Raw genomic sequence first — 19204 nt, 5'->3', positions numbered from 1 at the left:
CCATCAGTGGCTATTAATAGTCGACATGCCTGTCATCGATTGGGCACCTGACTTTCCTGTGCATTGGCCCCCGGAAATCGGTGCAGGGTAACAGCCTTTGGCCTTAAGATTCACCCCTGCCCCACTTTAGGCGAAGCGCACCGATGAATCGAAACGACCTGCGTCGCGTAGACCTCAACCTGCTGATCGTGTTCGAAACCCTCATGCACGAGCGTAGCGTGACCCGTGCCGCCGAGAAGCTGTTCCTCGGCCAGCCGGCAATCAGCGCGGCCCTGTCGCGCCTGCGCAACCTGTTCGACGACCCGCTGTTCGTGCGCACCGGGCGCAGCATGGAGCCGTCGGCCAGGGCTCATGAAATCTTCGCCCTGCTGTCGCCGGCGCTTGATTCGATCTCCACCGCCGTCAGCCGTGCTGCCGAGTTCGACCCGGCCACCAGCAATGCAGTGTTCCGCATCGGCCTGTCGGACGACGCCGAGTTCGCCCTGCTGCCACAGCTGCTCAAGCGCATTCGCGCCGAAGCTCCCGGCATCGTCCTGGTGGTGCGTCGGGTCAACTACCTGCTGATGCCGACCCTGCTGGCCTCGGGCGAGATTTCCGTGGGTGTCAGCTACACCAGTGAATTACCGGCCAACGCCAAGCGCAAGGTGCTGCGCCGCAGCAAGCCCAAGCTGCTGCGCGCCGACAGTGTGCCGGGCAGCATCAGCCTCGACGACTTCTGCGCACGGCCACATGCGCTGGTGTCGTTTGCCGGTGACTTGTCGGGCTTCATCGACGAAGCCCTGGAAGAAATCGGCCGCAAGCGCCATGTGGTGCTGGCGGTGCCGCAGTTCAATGGTTTGGGGAGTTTGCTGGCGGGGACCGATATCGTCGCCACGGTGCCGGACTACACAGCCGATGCCTTGACCGCAGCCGGCGGGCTGCGCGCTGAAGACCTGCCGATCGAAGTGCGCACGTTCGAGCTGCACATGGCCTGGCGCGGAGCGCAGGACAACGACCCGGCGGAACGCTGGCTGAGGTCGCGGATACAGATGTTCTTCGGGGATCCGGATAGCCTGTGAGTGAGTTCCACGGGATTCTGACAAATCAGGATGCCTGGCTTTTCGGATCCTCCGCGCCCTACCAGCGGCATACGCTGGCGCTTGGATCAGTAGCTGCTCGCGGTCGATAGCAGTCAGGCATGACCGCTATCTTTCAGCAAACCGCTACACGTCAATCACTCGTCCCAAGCAAGCGCTTGGCAGTCACTGCGCGCACTACAACCCTTAGCGTGCGCCGTCCACCGCGTGGGCACCGGCCACCGCAATCGGATCATCGTGTGCGCCCACCGCGGTGCTCACGCCCACCGCACCAATCACCTTGCCCTCTACCAGGATCGGCTGGCCACCGGCCAATGTGGTGACGTCCAGTGCCAGCAACGCCGGGTGGCCGTCATTCACACGGTTCTCAAAATTCACGCTGGGGGCGCCGATCAGAGCCGATGCCTTGGCCTTGCGCATCGCAAGTTCCGCGCTGATGGCGGTGGCGCCATCCATGCGGCGGACCACGATGGGGTAACCGGCGTTGTCGACCACGGCGATCGAGCCCACCCAACCCTGTTGCTTGGCGTACTGGTCGGCGGCCTGGGCGATGCGCTCGGCGGCAGCCAGGTCCAGTTGCTTGATCGAAGGCAGTGCTACCGAATCGGCGGCTGCGGCGGTACCGGCGAGGCCCAGGGCGAACGCGGCGGACAGCAGGAATCGTACGGACATGAGGTTCTCCTGACGATTTAGCGAAAGCGCCCGGCAAGCCGGGCGCGCGAGTAAAGGGTGTCAGCGCAGTTTGGCTACCTCTGCTGCGGTGACCTGAACTTGGGAGTTGCCGAACTGCTTGAACAGGAAGGTACCCAAGGTCGCCAACTGGGCATCACTCAGGTTGGCGAAGCCAGGCATGAACACCTCCTGGCCATCGACCTTACGGTGCACGCCGCGCAGCAGCACCGACACCACATTGGTCGGGTCGCCTGCGCCCAGCACGCTATTGCCGAACAGCCGCGGGTATTCGCCCACGCCCTTGCCGGTGACCGCATGGCAGGTGGCGCAGTTGGCGTTGAACATCACTTCGGCACCCAGCGCGTCGCTGTTCGGGTCGTATTGCGGATGGCTGGCGCGCAGCGCAGTGGTACCGGTGTAGGCCTGGCCCTGGCCGGTGCGGGCGGGTGCACTGTTCGGTGTTCCGCTGACCGGCAGATCGCGCAGATAGGCGACCATGGCGTGCAGGTCGGCATCGGGCAGGTGGTTCAGGCTGTTCTCTACCGCCTCGGCCATGGGGCCTGCGGCGTTGGCCTTGCCATGCACGGCACCGGTCTTGAGGTAGGTGAACAGCTCCTGATCGCTCCAGGTGCCGATACCACTCTGGCCACCGGTGATGTCGTAGGCCTTCCAGACCCCAAGATTGCCACCGCCCAAGTCCGGATGGCTCAGACCCTGGATGAAGTTGCGCGGGCTGTGGCATTCGCCGCAGTGTTCCAGGCTCTGTACCAGGTAGGCGCCGCGGTTCCATTCATCGCTCTTGCCAGCTACCGGCAACTGGCGCCCGGAACGGAAGTTCATGACGTTCCAGAAGGCCATGGCCCAGCGCTGGTTGAACGGGAAACCCATGGTGTTTTCTGGCGGCTTGCTGTCGATCGGCTTGATCGTGCGCAGGTAGGCGACCAGTGCCAGTGCGTCGTCGTCGGACATCCCGGTGTACGAGGTATATGGCATGGCCGGGTACAGGCGTCTGCCGTGCCGGGAGATGCCATTGCGTACCGAGCCGACGATCTCGGCGTCGGTAAAGGCGCCAATCCCGTTGACCGGGTCCTGGGTGATGTTGGTCGAGTACAGCCTGCCGAACGGTGTGTCGAACGCCATGCCGCCCGCATAGGGTTTGCTGGCGTCGGCGGTGTGGCAGGCCACGCAGTCAGAGGCCAGGGCCACGGCGCGGCCGCGTTCGATCCATGCTGCGCCATCCTGCCCAGGCTTGGCCACCGGCATGTCGATCTGCGATTGTTTCCAGATCACGCTGCCGGCACCGATACCCGCCGCGACCGCTACGGCAATACCGCTCCAGGCCAGCGCCCGCAAGCGGGCGCGCGCTTTTGTCGATCCTGTTTTCATCAACATGCGTAGCACCTCACACCGAAGCCTTGATGATGCTGTCGGCGGCCAGCAGCGACAGCGCCACCCCGGTCAGCGTCGAGTTGACCAGCGCTGCGGTCGGCATCACGCCAGTGCCGCCGAAGTACAGGTTTTCGTGGTCGTGGGCCTGGGCCAGCTTGTTGCACACCGAGGTGTGCGGGTCGTTGCCCATGCTCAAGGTGCCGGTGATGTGCTGGCTGTTGGTGTACTGCCCGCGCTCGGAGAACTTCGCCTCGCTGCCGCCGGAGGCCGTCACGCAGTCGGCGAAGTGCTCGCGGCAGGCGTCGTAACCACGGTGCACGTACTCGGGGAAGCGGTAGTGGATTTCCATCCTGGGGATGCCCCAGGCGTCCTTCTGGTCGCTCAGGACGATGCGGTTTTCCGGGTCCGGCAGCATTTCGAACATCGACTTGAGCAGCACGAAGCGTTCGCCATCGCGCTTGATCTTCTCGTTCAGCTCCTTGCCGTAATAACCCTGGGCAACGTACTTCTCGGTCAGGTAACGGGTCGGGTTGTCGTTGTGCACATCGATGCGCAAGGCCGAGCGCTCGCTGCGGAAGGCACCGTCGCGGGTGTTGTTGATGCTGCCCGGGCACATCGGGCCGCGGCCGACGTACAGCGGCTCGTCGGCCAGGTACTCCACGGCGCTGGCAGGGTGGTCCATCAGGCGGCGGCCGACCTGGTCGGTGGCGTTGGCCACGCCGTTGGGATTGCGCTCATCCTTGGACATCAGCAGGATCTTGACGCTTTCCATGGCATTGGCGGTGAGCAGGAAGTGCTTGCCGGTGACCCGGTGGACCTCCTTGTTGTGGTCGATGAAGTGGGCAGCGACGATACGGTTGCCTTCCCCGGTCTCGAGCTTGAACACCACGGCATTGCTGATCAGGTTCAGCCCCAGCCCTTGGGCACGGCGCACCGACATGCTGCCGTTGTACTGGGCGCCGATCGGGCAGATGGGCATGCAGTTGTTGTTGCCACAGCAGGCCGGGCGATCGTCGTAAGCGGTGCTGTTGCGCGCTTGCGGGCCTGGCAGCAGCTCCAGGCCGACCGCCTCGTAGCGCTGGCGCAGGCGCTCGAACCCGTAGGGCAGCGGCAGGACGTCCATGGGGTACGGCATCGAGCGTGGCGAGCCGTAGTCACCCGCCAGTGCACCGCCGCCGGAGACGCCCATCTCGATCTCCGCTTCGCAGTAGTAGGGTTCGAGATCGTCGTAGCTGATCGGCCAGTCGACCGACTGCCCGTACAGCGACTGCATGCGGAAATCGTTGGGGATAAGGCGCCAGGCCTGGCCCGCCCAGTGCCAGGTGGTACCGCCCACGCCGCGAATGTACTGCGCGGTGTACGGGGCCGGGCCCTTCTGGATCAGGTAACCGTTGTCGTGGGGAACGAAGTTCGGCTGGGGCGCCCATGGCATCGCTGGGTAGGGCGCCATGTGGTTGTTCTTGTACGCGCCATTGCGGTAGTTGGACACCAGCATAGCCTGGTCCAGCGGTGCGCCGGCCTCGAGCATCAGCACCGACAGGCCTTTGCGCAGCAGCTTGACGGCAGCGGCGCCGCCCGCGGCACCGGCGCCGATGATGACCACGTCGGCCGACATTGGGGTGGAATTCGAATCAGGCATGGCGTTCGGTATCTTTCTGCAGGGCGTAGGCAGGGGGATTTACCCAGAAATTCGGGCTTCCGGTGCAGTAGCTTGGGGGCTCGACGAAATCGGACACGGCCTGGTAGGCCACGACGCTTTCGAAAGCGACGCACTCACGTACCCCTTCGCCGTCTTCGACGGTGCCCAGATACAGCGCGGTGTTCAGGCGAAGGAACAGGCTTTTGAGGTCCGGGTCTTTGCTGGCCAGCAATTGCAGGCGCTCGGCCGGGGACTTCAAGACGGACAGTTCGGGTAGCGTTGCCAGCAACTGCTCGACCAGCTGGGGGAGTTGTGGGAGTGTCGGCTGAAGTTTCTGGTGCACCAGGTTGACCAGTTCGCGATCGACACCGATCTGGCCGGAGAGTTGGTCAGCCAGAGAGATGAACGGGATCGGGGCAACAGGGACTTCGAGTGCGCCGCTGGCCGCCATGGCCTTGGGCAGAAGTTTGGGTGCGCCCAGGGTCAGCAGCATCATGCCAGCGCCGCTGGAGACAAAAAATTCTCGTCTACTAAGCATGGGAAGTACCAATGAATGGGAAGCTGCCCAAGCGGGATGGGCACACGCCCCCCTGCAAGGCGGCGCCACCCTAGCACATGTTACTAAATGTGTAGTTAACTTTTGTGATCGCTGAAAGGCCCTTTCTAGAGCGGTTCAACACATTGATTTGCGACCAAAGGCGAGTGGATTGATGCCAGAAAAACCGCTAGCGCGCAGAACGTTGAGGATCAAGGCAAAAACGTTCATGGCACGCCGGCTGGGCGTGATCTCACCCAGTTTGATGACACTGATTCGTGGCGCAACCGTGCCTTGGCACAGCCTGGCCAGGCGTCTGAAGCCCAGCAATTACGGGCTCCAGATGCGGGTGGAGACCAGGGCGCCGCTTGCAGTTCGCGACCCGTGGCGAGCTTGTAGCGATAGGCTCGTGAAGGGTCGCGCTCAAGGCGAACAACTCAGGGTCGCCTGCGCTTTTCCTCAGTTTGTTGCTGTCGTTGGAGCATTCTTGAAATGCACAGTTGCTCGCCCAAGGCGCGTTCGATAAACGCACACTTTCTTCTTCGACAGGCAGGCTGAAGCGCTCTCGCCATACAGTCGGTAACGCGATTCGCATGAAAAAGGCCGGTCGATGGTAGTTACCCATCGCCACCACCGACGGCTGAATCGAAGCCCACTGGTCAGTCCTTCGGAACAGTTCTGCTCCGCCCAGTCTCCATCGCTTTAACAACATAGGGAGGCGGTGGCCATGATTGATCCAACAACCGGCATGAAGGCGGGTGAGCGTTACTCGGTAGAAAACGTCGAACGCGCACATCAATTTCCAGGCTTCTTTCTCGATGGCAAATACTACCTCGGCCCCGAGTTGCTCACCGCTGTGGGCTGGCTGGAGGGCACGCGCTTCATCTACGACAACCTCGATGCGGCAGGCGAACCGGTTTTTCCTGATCGCGCAGCGGGGGATATCAAAAACCTGACGCTGACGTTGGTGGACGGCACAGCACTGAAGCTTGCCCGGATAGAAGTCAGTGCCCCGACCGAAGATATCGAGGTCGCCCGTCACACACACAACGGTGGCGCAACCCGCAACGCTGCCAGTGCGCCGACATTCTCCGAACACCCGCCCACCTCACCGGGCGGACAGCTGGGCATGGAGGGTGTCGGCATAACCCGTAAAGACACCGTACCGCTGTTATTGAGTGCCGCAGTCATGGGCTTGCTCGCCGGGCTGCTCATCACCCATGCACAGCGCAGGCGCCGCTGAAGCATCGAGTTTGAACTTCACGCCCGGATCAGGGCCTGCCCTTTCAGGTCTATCGCAAACGGAGATTCAACAATGAGTGCACAACTCAACGGCAAGCATGTGGCCTTCCTGGTCACCGATGGTTTTGAACAAGTGGAGCTGACGGGGCCCCGTGACGCGTTGCAAAAAATCGGTGCGGTGGTCGACATCCTGGCGGACAAGGAAGGAAGGGTGCGCGGCTGGCATCACGACAAACCCGCCGACGAATTTGCCGTGGATGCCACCTTCGACAGTGCCCACCTCGATCTTTACGACGCCATCGTGCTGCCTGGCGGCGTACAGAATTCCGACAACATTCGGCTGATACCCGGCGCTCAGAAACTGGTGAAAAGTCACCATTCGGCCAACAAGCCGCTGGCGGTGATCTGCCACGGCGCCTGGCTGCTGGTGTCCACAGGCCTCGTCAAGGGCAAGCGGATGACCAGCTACAAGACCTTGCAGGACGATATTCGTAATGCTGGCGGCAACTGGGTGGATGAAGAAGTCGTCGTGGACGGCAACCTGATCAGCAGCCGCAAACCTGACGATATCCCGGCCTTCAACGAGCAGTTGATCAGGGCGCTGGCTGGCTGATCGTCTCTCCACGGCCCCTGTCGTGCGCATGCACCGAGCCGGGGCCGCACCGCTCGTCGCTGCAACTGCGCATCGAAACCAACGTCCAGACGTCAGGCGTTTCGAATGGTATGAGCGTACTCAACTGCAGGAGCTTCCCTGATGCGAGATTTCCCTACTCCCCCCTTCCCGTCACAGCCACAGGACGTGCCAGGCTCCCAACGCAGAATGGAGCCGATTCCAGACTGTGGGGAGCAGTCGTATACCGGCCACAACCGACTGCACGGCAAGATTGCCCTGATCACCGGCGCCGACAGCGGAATTGGGCGGGCTGTAGCGATTGCCTATGCCCGTGAGGGTGCGGACGTTGCCATCGCCTATCTCAACGAACATGAAGATGCGCAAGAGACCGCACGTTGGGTAGAAGCCGCTGGCCGGCAATGCCTGCTGTTGCCAGGGGACCTTGCGAACAAGCAACACTGCCATGACATCGTTGCAAAGACCGTGGAGCGGTTCGGTCGTATCGACATCCTGGTGAACAACGCAGCGTTCCAGATGACCCATGAGACCCTCGAGGAGATCGACGATGATGAATGGGTGAAGACGTTCGACATCAACATCACCGCCATCTTCCGGCTCTGCAAGGCGGCACTGCCCTCCATGGCAAAGGGCAGCTCGATCATCAACACCAGCTCGGTCAATTCCGACGACCCGTCCCCCAGCCTGCTGGCCTATGCCGCAACCAAGGGCGCGATTGCCAACTTCACCGCTGGCTTGGCCCAGTTGCTGGGCAAAAAGGGGATTCGGGTCAACAGTGTGGCGCCAGGCCCCATCTGGACACCCTTGATTCCGGCTACCATGCCCGATGAGGCCGTGAAGAACTTCGGTTCCGGTTACCCCATGGGGCGGCCAGGGCAGCCGGTCGAGGTCGCGCCGATCTATGTGCTGCTGGGTTCCGATGAGGCCAGCTACATCAGTGGCTCACGTTACGCGGTAACCGGCGGTAAACCGATCCTTTGAGCAAGCGGGTCTTGGCCTACTGGCCTTGGCTGCGATAACCGCTCGGCGTCATGCCCAGCTGCTTCTTGAAGGTCTTGGAGAAATGCGCGGAATCGGCGAAGCCCCAACGGGTGCCGATGTCGGTGATCGAGCGATGCCCATAGGCGGGGTTGCGCAAGTCCTGGGCGGCCTTGTGCAACCGTTCGCGCAGGATGTAACGACAGACACTGTCGCCGCTGGCTTCGAACAGGCGATACAGCTGGCGGCTGGAAATACCCAGTTCCTCGGCCAGGGCGACGGGCGTCAGGCGCGGCGAGTCCAGGCGCTGCTGGATCAGCGACTGCACTTCGTGCAGGTGCAGGCCGGGCGAACTGTCACGCGCACGATATTCCAGCACCGAACCGAGCAGCCCGACCAGCGCGGCCTGCAGCCCGTCACCGTCTTGTGCGCAGGCCCACTGTTCGAGTTCGCCTTCGGCCACCTGGCGCACCATCGTCGCCAGCAACTGCCCGCATGCGCCGGCGGTGGACAGCTTGCCGAAACGGCTGGCATCGAGGTTCTTCAAACGCTCCCGGGGTAGGTGGATAGACACGTGGGAGAACAGCCCGCGGGGGATCATCTTCATGGCCTGCGCCGAGTCCAGCAGGGCCATGTCACCTTCGCGCAGGTCCATCACCCGGTCGCCCAGCTCGATGGACATTTCCCCACTCTGTTGTAACACAAGGAAACAATGTGAATCGCCGTCACGCCCAATGTCGCGTCCTGAGCGTGCGATCGCATGGGCATTGCTGCGGATATGGGCGACCCGCGTCGTACCCAGTAGCGACGGGCGCAGATCGCCGATGAAAAGGCTCTGACAGTGGTCGTAGCGGGTTTCGAAGCGCCCGCAAATAGCGTGGACACTGGCGTTCCAGACAGACATCGCTTGACCGTTCATCAACCACCTCTATCGAAAGCACGCGCCATATTAGTGCAATTTTCACGTGATTTTGGGTAACAAAAAAGCTGTGCCCAAAGCGTAAGCACATACCGCGCCACATTGCCCACGCCGGTCTGCGACCGGAAGGTCGTTGCGGACATCGCAACAACATTGCTCCCGCCTGTCATTGAGCGCCCTGCCCGCCTCCCTTTAGCGTGCCCTACCGGTTTGCCCGGCGATGCCGTACGAAAGCCCGGGCCTTTCATCCAGGAGTTACGCTTGATGTCCCACCACTACGAACTGCTGCGCTTCACCTTGCGCGTGCGCACCCCAGGTCAGGCCCTGCCACGCCTGCAGCTGGCCTTGCAGGCCGCCGTCGAAGGCGTTGAGCTGATCGGCTGCTGGGTTTGCGAAATCGGTCCGCAGAACACCATCGCCGTGCTGCGACGCTTTGCCAGCATCGAGGTCCAGGCGGCCGAACGCGAGCGTGTGTTAGTGGCCAGCGACGCCTTCGGTATCGGTGAGTTCGTGCTCGAGCAGCACATGGACGACTACCGCCTGTTCCCTTTCCTCGAACCACTGGCGCCCGGCAAGCATGGGCCGTTCTACGAGCTGCGCGAATACGACCTGGTCAGCTCCGGCCTGGCACCGACCCTGGCCGGCTGGCGCAAGGCGGTCGGGCCGCGCACCGGCGCGCAGTATTCGCCGGTGTATGCGGCGTTCTACGCCACCAATGGCCGGGTGCCGCGCTACCTGCACATCTGGCCCTACGCCAGCCTGGAGCAGCGCCTGGATGTGCGCAGCCGCGCCGTCGGCGACGGGGTATGGCCGCCGGAGAATTCTGCCCCGCAACTGCAGAAGATGAATTCGGTGGTCTATCTGCCCGCGGCCTTTTCACCGCTGCACTGAGGCCATCGCGCCGCGCCGCTGCGCCCGGCGCAGCAGCCTGTCGACAGCGGCCATGGCCGGGGCGCGCACGCCTTGGCGCCGGGCATGGGCGAGCAACGCGCCGGACAACGCGTCGATCTCCATGCGCCTGCCATGCTCAAGGTCCTGGAGCATGGAAGGCTTGTGCCCGGCGTGCACGACGAATGCTTGCTGCACCGTCTGCGTGACTCGCTGCGGGTCCAGCGCCACGCCCAGCGACGCGGCGATCATGGCGGCCTCGGCGACCAAGGCCAGGGCCATTTCGCGTCCACGGTCGCAGCGGCCAAGCTCGCCCACGCTCTCCCGCGCCAGGGCGCACAGCGAGTTCAGGGCCGTGTTGAAAGCGACTTTCTCCCAGATGCTCACCTCGATATCCGGGTCTTCGATGCAGTGCATGCCGCCGCGGCGCAAGCAGTCGATCAATGCCTGCAACGGCCCGGCCTGTTGCGGCCCAGGCAACAGCCCGCGCAAGCGCACTTCGCCAGCGCCGCAGCTGCGTACGCTGCCCGGCGCCAGCACATCAGCCGGGTACAGGGTCATGCCGATCGCCAGGCAACGGTCAGCCACGTACTCGCGCAGCACCGGCACGCTGTCCAGGCCATTCTGCAACGTCAGTACCAGGGTCTGTTGGCCGAGCAGATGCCGACTTGCCTGCATGGCCTGGCGGGTGTGGTAACTCTTGGTCAACATCAGCATGGCATCGACCTCGCCTTGCAACTGCTCGGCACGCGCCACCTGAGGCCAGTACACGCGGGCGCCCTGTTCGTCCTCAAGGCGCAGGCCATGGCTGCGCAAGGCGTCGAGCAAACGCTCATCGACATCCACCAGGGTCACCTCGGCATCGGCATCGATCAACCTGGCGGCAAACAGGCTGCCCATTGCCCCGGCCCCGATCACAGCAATCTTCATGTTTGGTTTCGTCCTTGCTGCGCGAAATGAAAAAGCTCGCCGGGTCATCCCCGGCGAGCCTCGTTTACCCAGGCTGCATCCCTCACAGCTTTGGCAAGGTGACCGCATCACCAAGCGGCTGGCGTTTACCCGCCTGCTGCGAACGCAGCACGGCAGCACCGTAGATCGCCAGCACGCTGATCGAGCAGGCACCGGAGAACAGCAGCACCGCCGTGTAGCCGTAGGCTTCGATCAGCAGGCCCCCGACCGCCGGCCCCACCGCCGCGCCGACCGACAGGCACAACGCCCCCAAGGCCACCAAGCGGCCCGACAGGTCGAACTCGGCCATCACGCCGAAGGTGTAGGCCAGCACGAAGCTGATCGAGAACAGGAAGCACATAACCCCAGCCACGTAGGTGGTCAGCGAGTCGAACTGGGCCAACAGCACCAGGCCGGCTACCTCGGCCGCGATGATTACCGCCACCGGCAGGAAGCGCCCGGCTTTCAGGCCGACCGACGAGGCGATGAAGCCGCCGCCGGCATTGATGATGAAGCCCAGCGCCAGCACCGAGCCGATGGTGTCCGAAGACAGCCCGCTCTTCTTTCCCATCAGCTCAAGGAACGCCCACACCGACATGATTCCGGTCAGGAACACTAGGCTGGCGAGCAGGCTCAGCCAGGCAATGGTGCGGCTCTCGCGGCACACCACCGGCGGCTCGCCGGCGCGCGCTTGCAGCTGCCGCGCGCTGCGGCTTGGCACCCACGGCAGAGGGGCTACGCCCATCAGCAGCAGGCTGATGACCAGGGTCACCAGCATGCCCTGGAAGCCCCACTGTGGCGCCACCGCAACCGGCAGCACGATCAGCAGCAAGGCGCCGGGCACGGTCTCCATGCCCAGCTTGAAACCAAATGCCCGCTCAGGTTGCGCGCTGTCGCCAAAAATGGTCATCGCCAGGGCATACAGCGCACCGGTGCCGGCGCCTGCCAGGGCCATGAGCAGCATCAGCGTCTCGTACGTGGGGCTACCCAGCATGCCGGCCAGTGCCACCGCCACCAGCAGCGAGGCCAGGGTGGAAATCACCCGCCAACTCAGGCGCTGGATCCACAGCAGCGAGGCCAGGCCAAGCACGCCGAAACCGAGGTTCATGGCCATGGCCAGACTGCCCAGTTGCTGTTCGCCATAACCGAACTGCTCGGCCAGGGCACCGAACAGCACCGGCAATACATTGAGCAGCAGCGCCCCGCCAGCAGAAACCAGGCCTGCGCAGATGTACACGGACGTCTTGTCAATCGGATTGGATGTTGTTGTTTTCATGGACTGATCCTGAATTGAGGGGCCTTGTCACCGCCTCAGTGTGCAACGCCCGAAGGCGTGCGGCATGTACCGCATTGCCGAGCTTTTGGTCATGGCTGCCAACACGGCTGCGGCCCGAAACCCGCCGAAAACACGCAAAGCCTCACGCTAGACAGCACAGATCGACATGCCTGCAAACACCCCGTCATTCCTGACCAATTCGGGATAGCCGGGCGCCCTGGCGGGTTCCTAACATCGGCACCGTCGGCAGCAGTCTTCGCTGTCGGCCCTCTTCCTCCGCCCCGAGATGAGCCATGACTACAACGACAAGAATCGACTTTCTCTACCTGTCCGAGCAGGACATGATCCGCGCCGGTGTCACCGACATGCTGGCCTGCGTGAACACCATGGAGCAGATGTTCGCCCTGCTGCACCACGGCGACTACCGCATGGCCGGGCCGAACAGCGACTCCCACGGCGCGATGATCACCTTCCCCAAGGATTCGCCCTTCCCCAACATGCCCAAACCCACCGCCGACCGGCGCATGATGGCGATGCCGGCCTACCTGGGCGGCGACTTCTGCACCGCCGGGGTCAAGTGGTACGGCTCCAACATCGCCAACCGCGACAAGGGCCTGCCGCGTTCGATCCTGATGTTCACCCTCAATGACCCCGACACCGGCGCCCCCTTGGCGCACATGTCGGCCAACCTGCTGTCGGCCTACCGCACCGGCGCCATCCCCGGTGTCGGCGCTCGCCACCTGGCCCGCCGCGACTCACGGGTGATCGGCCTGCTCGGCCCGGGCGTGATGGGCAAGACCACCGTGGCCGCCTTCATGGCCGTGTGCCCGCAAATCGACACCCTCAAGCTCAAGGGCCGCGGCCAGAAAAGCCTGGACGACTTCATCAGCTGGGTGCGCGACACCTACCCGCAAATCACCACCATCGACGTGGTGGACAGCATCGAGGCGGTGGTGCGTGGCTCGGACCTGGTGACCTACTGCACCTCCGGCGAAACCGGTGACCCGTCCAGCTACCCGCTGGTCAAGCGCGAATGGGTCAAGCCCGGCGCATTTCTCGCCATGCCGGCCGGCTGCAGCATCGACGCCGGCATGGAACAAGCCGACGTACGCAAGGTGGTCGACAACACCGGCCTGTACGAGGCCTGGTTCGAGGAGCTGCCCAAGCCGGCGCACAACCATGTGCCGCTGGTGGGCGTGCGCTTCATGGACATGATCGCCGAAGGCACGCTGCCGGCCGAACAGCTGGAAGACATCGGCAAGATCGTCGCAGGCGTCGCGCCCGGCCGGCTCAACGACGAGGAGATCATCATCATGTCGGTGGGCGGCATGCCGGTCGAGGATGTGGCCTGGGGCACGGTGGTGTACCGCCAGGCGCTTGAGCGCGGCGTCGGGGTACGCCTGAACCTGTGGGAAAGCCCGGCGCTGAGCTGATTCATCCACCTTTTCAATCGCAAGGACACTGCCATGCTGCAGATCACCAAACTCAAGACCGGATCGAAATACGAGACCCTGGGCAGCTATTCGCGCCTGGTGGCGGTGGACGACTGGATCTTCGTTTCCAACACCGCCGGGCGTAATCCGGCAACTGGCGAAATCCCCGAGGACCTCGAGGCACAGACCCGCCAGGTGTTCGCCAACATCGAAGCGGCGCTGCACGCCGTGGATGCGACCCTGGCCGACGTGGTCTGCTCACGGGTGTTCATCCAGAACCCAGAGGATGTCGCCAGCGTGATGACCATCGTCGGCGAAGTGTTTCGCGGCATCGACCCGGCCAGCACGGTCACCTGCCCGCCCCTGGGGGCGACGGTCTACCGGGTGGAGCTGGAGGTCACCGCCTACCGCGGAGCATCGCGCGCCACCACCCAGCTGATCGACCTTTCGCGCTAGCCCGCCCCGAGGAGAACCGCCCATGTCCCCTGTCATCGCGCCGGTGCACTGCGCAACCACACCCCCCAGTACCACCACCGTGGTCATCATCGGCGGCGGCATCGTCGGCCTGACCGCTGCACTGACCCTCGCCGAACGTAACATCCCGGTGGTGGTGCTGGAGAAAGGCCGCATCGCCGGCGAGCAGTCTTCGCGCAACCTCGGCTGGGTACGCAAGACCAGCCGCCACCGCGAGGACCTGCCCCTGGCCTTGGCCGCAGACCGGTTATGGGCGCAAATGCCCACCCGGGTCGGGCGCGAGGTCGGCTACCGGCAGGCGGGCATCCTGTTCGCCGCCCGGGAACCCGAGCAAATGGCGATGCACGAGGCCTGGCTGAAGTCGGTGCAAGGCTTGCCGGTCGGTTCGCGGCTGCTGAGCAATGCCGAAATCGCCCAGCGTGTGCCAGGTGGTCAAGCAACCTGGGCCGGCGGCATCTTCACCGAAAGCGATGGCCGTGCCGAGCCGACCCTGGCCAGCAGCGCCATCGCCAGCGCCGCCATGGCCCGTGGTGCGGTGATTGTCGAGCACTGCGCCGTGCGCAGCGTGACCACCGCCGCTGGGCGCATTGACGGCGTGGTGACCGAACACGGCGAGATCCGCTGCGAGCAGGTGCTGCTGGCCGGCGGCTTGTGGTCGCGGCGCCTGCTGGGTAACCACGGCGTCGCCCTGCCGACCTTGCCGCTGAACTGCTCGGTACTGCGCACGGCGGCCATGGAAGGCCCGACCGACATCGCCGTGGGCGGCCCGGACTTCTCGTTCCGCAAGCATATCGACGGCGGTTTCATCATCACGCAACGGGGTGCCCTCGACGCGCACCTGACCCTCGATCATGCCTTGCTGGGGCGGCGCTACCTGCCGCAGTTCCGCGCGCAGCGGGGCTTGCTGCGGGTATCGTTCGGCAAGCCGTTCTTCAAGGACCTGGCGCTGGCACGACGCTGGTCGCCCACGTCAGTCTCCCCTTTCGAGCGCATCCGCACCCAGGACCCTGCCGCCAACCCGGCCTTGAACCAGGAGGCGCTGAATAACCTCAGGGCCGCCTGGCCGGTGTTCAAAGAGGCGCGTATCGAGCAGGCGTGGGCCGGCACCATCGATGTGACGCCCGACTCGCTGCCGGTGATCGGGCACGTTCGACAACTGCCGGGGATGGTGCTGGCGACCGGCTTTTCCGGCCACGGCTTCGGTACTTCGCCCGCGGCCGGGCAACTGGCGGCGGACCTGGTCGATGGCAGTACCCCGCTGGTCGACCCCGCGCCTTACCGCCTGGAACGCTTTGCCTGAACGACGCTGTCCTGGCGAGCGGTGTGCGAAGGCAGTTCACCGAACAGCGCGCGGTAGGCGCCGGAGAAATGCCCGAGGTGGGTGAAGCCCAGATCGCTGGCCACCCGGGCGACGGTGAACTGCTCGGCTGCGGTGCACTGCAGCCGTTGGCGCACGGCATTCAGGCGTACCGCGCGCAGGTACTCGACCGGGCTCAGGCCGGTGACCCCGAGGAAACTGCGCTGCAAGGTGCTGCGGCTGACATCCAGCCGCTCACAGATCTGCAAAACCGATAACGGCTCGTCCGGGCAATCCAAGGCCAACTGGTGCGCCTGCCGGACCAGGTAGGCGCTGACCGCAACATTGCCCGCACGCCCCGCGCCGCCTTGGCTGATGTGGTCCAGCAGCACCAGCATGCATTCCAGCAGCAAGTCTTCGAGCTGCGCTTCCACCAGTGCCTCGCCCTGCAGCGCCGCATCGATCAGCCCCTGCAGTTGCAGGCGTATCGCCCCCAGAAAAGCCGGGCTGACGTTCAGCCGCGTGGCCCGGTTCAAAGCACGCAGTTCCTGGGCGCTGAACTCACGCTCGGCCAATTGCTCCAGACGACCGGCATCGACACTGACCGCCAGCAGGTCCATGCCTTCAGGCGCATGGACGAAAAACTCCTGACCACTGTGAAGAAGCGTGACATCCGCGCTGCCCACACTGCTGCCCTGGAACACCCCGGCACTCGCGCTGCCAGCGGGTATCGCCAGGCAAAACCGCCGCGCCGGCGCCACCCCGTGCTGGACCACACGCTTGTCCAGGCATTCACGAAAAATCTGGAAGCGCTGCGCGGTCAGATGCGTCAGTTCGGTGTGGGCACTGCCGGCGCTGATCTGGTCGTAGGTCTGCTGCCAGCCCAGGATGGCGCTGGCATGGGTGTTGACGTCATTGAAGCGGTGGCGTTGGGCATGCATGGCGTGCGTGTTACTTCCTGTTGCAATTTGCAAATAGAAGCAAGGTCTGGGCCACTGGGTTAACCAGAGTATCCAGGCAAAGTCGGTGACAAGGACTACGCGATACCCTCCGAGGTAGCCTCGCCGGCTCGCTTTCTCCGCTGCCCAAGCAAGGCGCGCGCCGCTACTGCAGCGACCACCAAGCCAGGCGATGCTGCCAGCAGCAGGCCGCCGACCCCCGCCCCCGCTGCCAGGATCTGCCCGGCCGCCAGCGGCCCGGCCATCGAACCCAAACGCCCAATGGCCACCGAAGCCCCCACACCCGTGGCGCGTACCTGGGTCGAATACAAGGTGGGCGCCAATGCATACAGCACCAGTTGCCCGCCGATGGCGCAGTAACCGGCAGTGAACCCAGCCAGTAGCATCAGGCCAAAGCTGCTCGACAAACCTAGCCCCGCCAACGACGCCAGCATCCCGGCATAGGCGATCAACACCGCCCGCCCGGCATGGCCGCGGTCCATCATGCGCCCGGTGAGGAATGAGCCCGCCGCCCCGCCAAGGTTGAACAGAATCTGCACTGCACCGGCCTGGGGCCGGCTGAAACCTTGACCGATCAGCAGCGAAGGCAGCCAGTTGAGCAGCATGTACAGCACCGTCAGGGTGAAGAAGCACGCCACCCACAGCAGCAGCGTGCGGCTCACCTGCCCCGGACCGAACAGCTGGCTGAGCATGCTGTCGGCGCCGGCCTGCTTGCTGCCCTGGGCGCGGAACGCCTGGGACTCTTTCAACCAGAGCATCAGCACCAGGGCAATCGCAATCGGCGCGATGCCACCAACGTAGAACACCGCACGCCAGCCCTCGCCCACTGCACTCATGCCGATCACCGAAGCCAGCGCACCACCCAGCGGCACGCCGCAGTAGGTCAGGCTCACCGCCGTGCTGCGCAGGTGCGCGGGCGCCGCCTCGCTGGCCAGGGCGATCAGTATCGGCAACGCCGCGCCCAGTCCAAGGCCGGTCATCAGCCGCGCGATCAGCAGCGAGGTGTAGCTTTCGGCATGGGCGGTGCCGAGCGAGAAGCCGCCGAACAGCAGCACCGCCACGATCAGGATTGCCTTGCGGCCGAGCCGGTCGGCCAGCCAGCCGCCGACGAACGCCCCGGGCAACAAGCCCAGCAACCCGGCACTGAACACCCAACCCAGCATGCTCGGGGTCAGGGCAAACTCCTTGGCCATGTGCGGCGCGGCAATGCCGGTCGCCTGCAGGTCCAGCCCTTCAAGCAGTGCGACAAGAAAACACAACCCGATCGTGATCACCGCCTTGTTGGAAGTTGCGGATGTATGACGCATGTCTGGCCCCTCTTGTTGTTATGGGTTGGGTGGTCACAGCCGGAACGTGGCGCGTACCGAGATGATCGACGAATCCTCGCCGCCTGCGTCCTTGATGGCCGCGCCGACGTCGTAGTACTTGAGGTCGAGGTCCAGGGTGAGGTTGGGCGTGGCCAGCCAGCGGGCATTGGCGCGGTAGATGGTGCCCACTTGCCGGCCTGTGCCGCGGGTGTTGGCCAGCAGGCTCATGCCGGGCATGTACACCCCGTCCTCTTCACGCTGCTTCCAGACTGCGAAGATGCCGGGTTCGAAGCGCACCTTGCGCCAAGGCGAAAAGCCGAACGTGGGCCCGACCACGATGATGTTGCTCAGGGTGGTCAGGCTGGCCTCGCCATAGACGCCATTGCGTGGGTAAAGCGGGTCGAAGGTGCCGACCTTGCCGTCGCCTGCGTCGCTGTCGCCGCTGGCGGCATCGATGCGCATGCCCAGCCGTGGTTGCCAGGGATGGGCGAAGGTATAACCGCTGTCGCTCGACAAGGCCCAGGCGCGGATGGATGCATTGCCCAGGTGGCCGGTCTGCCCGGCCAGGTTCCAGCTCCAGTCCAGGGCCTGGTGGCGACCGAACAGCCGCGTGCCGAAGGTGTAACGCTGCTCGTCACCGGATTCGCCGGCCAGGCTGCGGTCATCGGTTTCCAGGCCGAAGGCGAACAGGTCGATGTTCCAGGCCGGCGACAGCGGCAAGGTACCGTACAGGCCATAGAACTTGACACCGTTGTTGCTCCCGTCGTCCCAGCTGTCCTCGCCGGTTTTCAGCGGGCGCACGGCAAAGGCATCGAGCTTGCGACCGTCCTTGAGGTTGAACCCGGCGCGCACGCCGTCGAAGCTCAGGCGAATGTTCGGTGAATCGCGGAAAGTGACGAACACCTGGTCGCCAAAAGCCATCTCCTGGCGACCTACACGGGTGGTATAGCGCCCGCCGGCAAAGTCGTGGTTGAAGTCGACGAAGGCCTGGCGCACTTCATTGCGGCCCTCATCGTTGGGCGAGTACAGGTCCTTGCCGAAGGCGCGGGTGTTTTCCAGCTGGATGAAGGTGCGCACGGCATCGTCGAACAGGTGCAGGTCGGCGTGGGCCTGCAGCCGTTGCATCAGGTAGGAATCGTCTTGCACCCCGCGCAGGCCGAAAAAGGGTTTGTCGAGCGTATCGAGCCGGTAGCGTGCCTCGGCACCGAGTTGCAGCCAGGCCGACTCGGACAGCCGGTGGTAACGCAGGCCATCGAATGGGTCGGTGGCTTTGCCGGGGGCGTCGAGAAAGCGGTAGTCCTCGATCCAGCGAGGCGCGCCGGGCCGCCCTGGCCGGCTCTCTTCAAGGGGGTTGGCCGCATGCACGGACTGGCAGAGCGAAAGCAGTACAAAGGGCACCCATGCCCCTTTCAACGGCCTGGTCATCAGAATTTCCCTTTTTTCTTATATTTGTGATTGAAACTGGATAACTCTGTTAACGATTATTTTTGTTAACTATTAAGCCGTCAATAGGGACAGTCGCTGCGCCAAGCGGCGACCAC

17 protein-coding genes and 1 pseudogene are annotated in these 19204 nt (G+C 64.1%); 8 read left to right on the top strand and 10 right to left on the bottom strand.

Annotated features, from left to right (window positions below):
* Positions 1–143: 143 nt before the first annotated feature.
* Positions 144–1058 (top strand): LysR family transcriptional regulator, encoded by a 915-nt coding sequence (locus ACIPZ5_RS21335; RefSeq protein WP_261943961.1) that lies wholly within the window; start codon positions 144–146, stop codon positions 1056–1058.
* Positions 1059–1262: 204 nt separating this feature from the next.
* On the opposite strand, the gene ACIPZ5_RS21330 is transcribed toward ACIPZ5_RS21335, so the two are convergent.
* The 4 genes from ACIPZ5_RS21330 to ACIPZ5_RS21315 are packed head-to-tail and all read right to left on the bottom strand — an operon-like array spanning position 1263 to position 5314.
* Positions 1263–1748, bottom strand: a complete 486-nt coding sequence (locus ACIPZ5_RS21330) for a heme-binding protein (RefSeq protein ID WP_400810466.1) — start codon at positions 1746–1748, stop codon at positions 1263–1265.
* Between the two features lie 60 nt (positions 1749–1808).
* On the bottom strand, positions 1809–3140 hold the full coding sequence (locus ACIPZ5_RS21325; RefSeq protein WP_400810464.1) for a cytochrome c: 1332 nt from the start codon (positions 3138–3140) through the stop codon (positions 1809–1811).
* Between the two features lie 10 nt (positions 3141–3150).
* Positions 3151–4776: a GMC family oxidoreductase gene (locus ACIPZ5_RS21320; protein ID WP_400810462.1), complete on the bottom strand. Its 1626-nt coding sequence runs from the start codon at positions 4774–4776 to the stop codon at positions 3151–3153.
* Positions 4769–5314: a sugar dehydrogenase complex small subunit gene (locus ACIPZ5_RS21315; protein WP_400810461.1), complete on the bottom strand. Its 546-nt coding sequence runs from the start codon at positions 5312–5314 to the stop codon at positions 4769–4771. Before ACIPZ5_RS21315 ends, ACIPZ5_RS21320 begins: the two co-directional genes overlap by 8 nt.
* Before the next feature lie 724 nt (positions 5315–6038).
* Here ACIPZ5_RS21315 and ACIPZ5_RS21310 point away from each other — a divergent pair.
* The 3 genes and pseudogenes from ACIPZ5_RS21310 to ACIPZ5_RS21300 form a co-directional block, all read left to right on the top strand.
* Positions 6039–6323: pseudogene (locus ACIPZ5_RS21310) on the top strand (short-chain dehydrogenase); the annotation flags it as partial.
* A 303-nt stretch (positions 6324–6626) separates the two neighbouring features.
* Positions 6627–7166: a type 1 glutamine amidotransferase domain-containing protein gene (locus ACIPZ5_RS21305; RefSeq protein WP_400810459.1), complete on the top strand. Its 540-nt coding sequence runs from the start codon at positions 6627–6629 to the stop codon at positions 7164–7166.
* 141 nt (positions 7167–7307) lie between these two features.
* Positions 7308–8165: an SDR family oxidoreductase gene (locus ACIPZ5_RS21300; protein ID WP_261943955.1), complete on the top strand. Its 858-nt coding sequence runs from the start codon at positions 7308–7310 to the stop codon at positions 8163–8165.
* A gap of 16 nt (positions 8166–8181) precedes the next feature.
* On the opposite strand, the gene feaR is transcribed toward ACIPZ5_RS21300, so the two are convergent.
* Positions 8182–9081 (bottom strand): transcriptional regulator FeaR, encoded by a 900-nt coding sequence (gene feaR / locus ACIPZ5_RS21295; protein WP_400810457.1) that lies wholly within the window; start codon positions 9079–9081, stop codon positions 8182–8184.
* Between the two features lie 264 nt (positions 9082–9345).
* Here feaR and ACIPZ5_RS21290 point away from each other — a divergent pair, with 264 nt between their 5' ends.
* Positions 9346–9972, top strand: a complete 627-nt coding sequence (locus tag ACIPZ5_RS21290; RefSeq protein ID WP_261943954.1) for an NIPSNAP family protein — start codon at positions 9346–9348, stop codon at positions 9970–9972.
* On the opposite strand, the gene ACIPZ5_RS21285 is transcribed toward ACIPZ5_RS21290, so the two are convergent.
* Positions 9958–10899 carry a ketopantoate reductase family protein gene (locus tag ACIPZ5_RS21285; protein ID WP_400810455.1) on the bottom strand — a complete coding sequence of 314 codons (942 nt, stop codon included), beginning with the start codon at positions 10897–10899 and terminating at the stop codon, positions 9958–9960. The two genes, ACIPZ5_RS21290 and ACIPZ5_RS21285, sit on opposite strands and share 15 nt — an antisense overlap.
* An 82-nt stretch (positions 10900–10981) precedes the next feature.
* Positions 10982–12193, bottom strand: a complete 1212-nt coding sequence (locus tag ACIPZ5_RS21280) for an MFS transporter (protein WP_400810454.1) — start codon at positions 12191–12193, stop codon at positions 10982–10984.
* 293 nt (positions 12194–12486) lie between these two features.
* Here ACIPZ5_RS21280 and ACIPZ5_RS21275 point away from each other — a divergent pair, with 293 nt between their 5' ends.
* The 3 genes from ACIPZ5_RS21275 to ACIPZ5_RS21265 are packed head-to-tail and all read left to right on the top strand — an operon-like array spanning position 12487 to position 15400.
* Entirely contained in the window at positions 12487–13626 is a 1140-nt protein-coding gene (locus ACIPZ5_RS21275) for a tyramine oxidase subunit B (protein WP_313712983.1), read from the top strand.
* 33 nt (positions 13627–13659) lie between these two features.
* Complete coding sequence (locus ACIPZ5_RS21270; RefSeq protein ID WP_261943950.1) at positions 13660–14082, top strand: Rid family hydrolase; 423 nt, start codon at positions 13660–13662, stop codon at positions 14080–14082.
* A gap of 22 nt (positions 14083–14104) precedes the next feature.
* Positions 14105–15400, top strand: coding sequence for an NAD(P)/FAD-dependent oxidoreductase (locus ACIPZ5_RS21265; RefSeq protein WP_400810452.1), 1296 nt, complete (start codon positions 14105–14107; stop codon positions 15398–15400).
* On the opposite strand, the gene ACIPZ5_RS21260 is transcribed toward ACIPZ5_RS21265, so the two are convergent.
* The 3 genes from ACIPZ5_RS21260 to ACIPZ5_RS21250 form a co-directional block, all read right to left on the bottom strand.
* Positions 15376–16338, bottom strand: coding sequence for a helix-turn-helix domain-containing protein (locus tag ACIPZ5_RS21260; protein ID WP_400810450.1), 963 nt, complete (start codon positions 16336–16338; stop codon positions 15376–15378). The two genes, ACIPZ5_RS21265 and ACIPZ5_RS21260, sit on opposite strands and share 25 nt — an antisense overlap.
* A gap of 95 nt (positions 16339–16433) precedes the next feature.
* Complete coding sequence (gene mhpT, locus ACIPZ5_RS21255; RefSeq protein ID WP_400810449.1) at positions 16434–17663, bottom strand: 3-(3-hydroxy-phenyl)propionate transporter MhpT; 1230 nt, start codon at positions 17661–17663, stop codon at positions 16434–16436.
* A gap of 33 nt (positions 17664–17696) precedes the next feature.
* Positions 17697–19088, bottom strand: a complete 1392-nt coding sequence (locus ACIPZ5_RS21250; protein WP_400810447.1) for an alginate export family protein — start codon at positions 19086–19088, stop codon at positions 17697–17699.
* Positions 19089–19204 lie beyond the last annotated feature (116 nt).

The organism is Pseudomonas sp. NPDC089428 (assembly GCF_044749325.1).
Lineage (GTDB): Bacteria > Pseudomonadota > Gammaproteobacteria > Pseudomonadales > Pseudomonadaceae > Aquipseudomonas.
The sequence above is the reverse complement of the archived record's forward strand: the minus strand, read 5'-3'. Positions and strand labels throughout refer to the sequence as shown.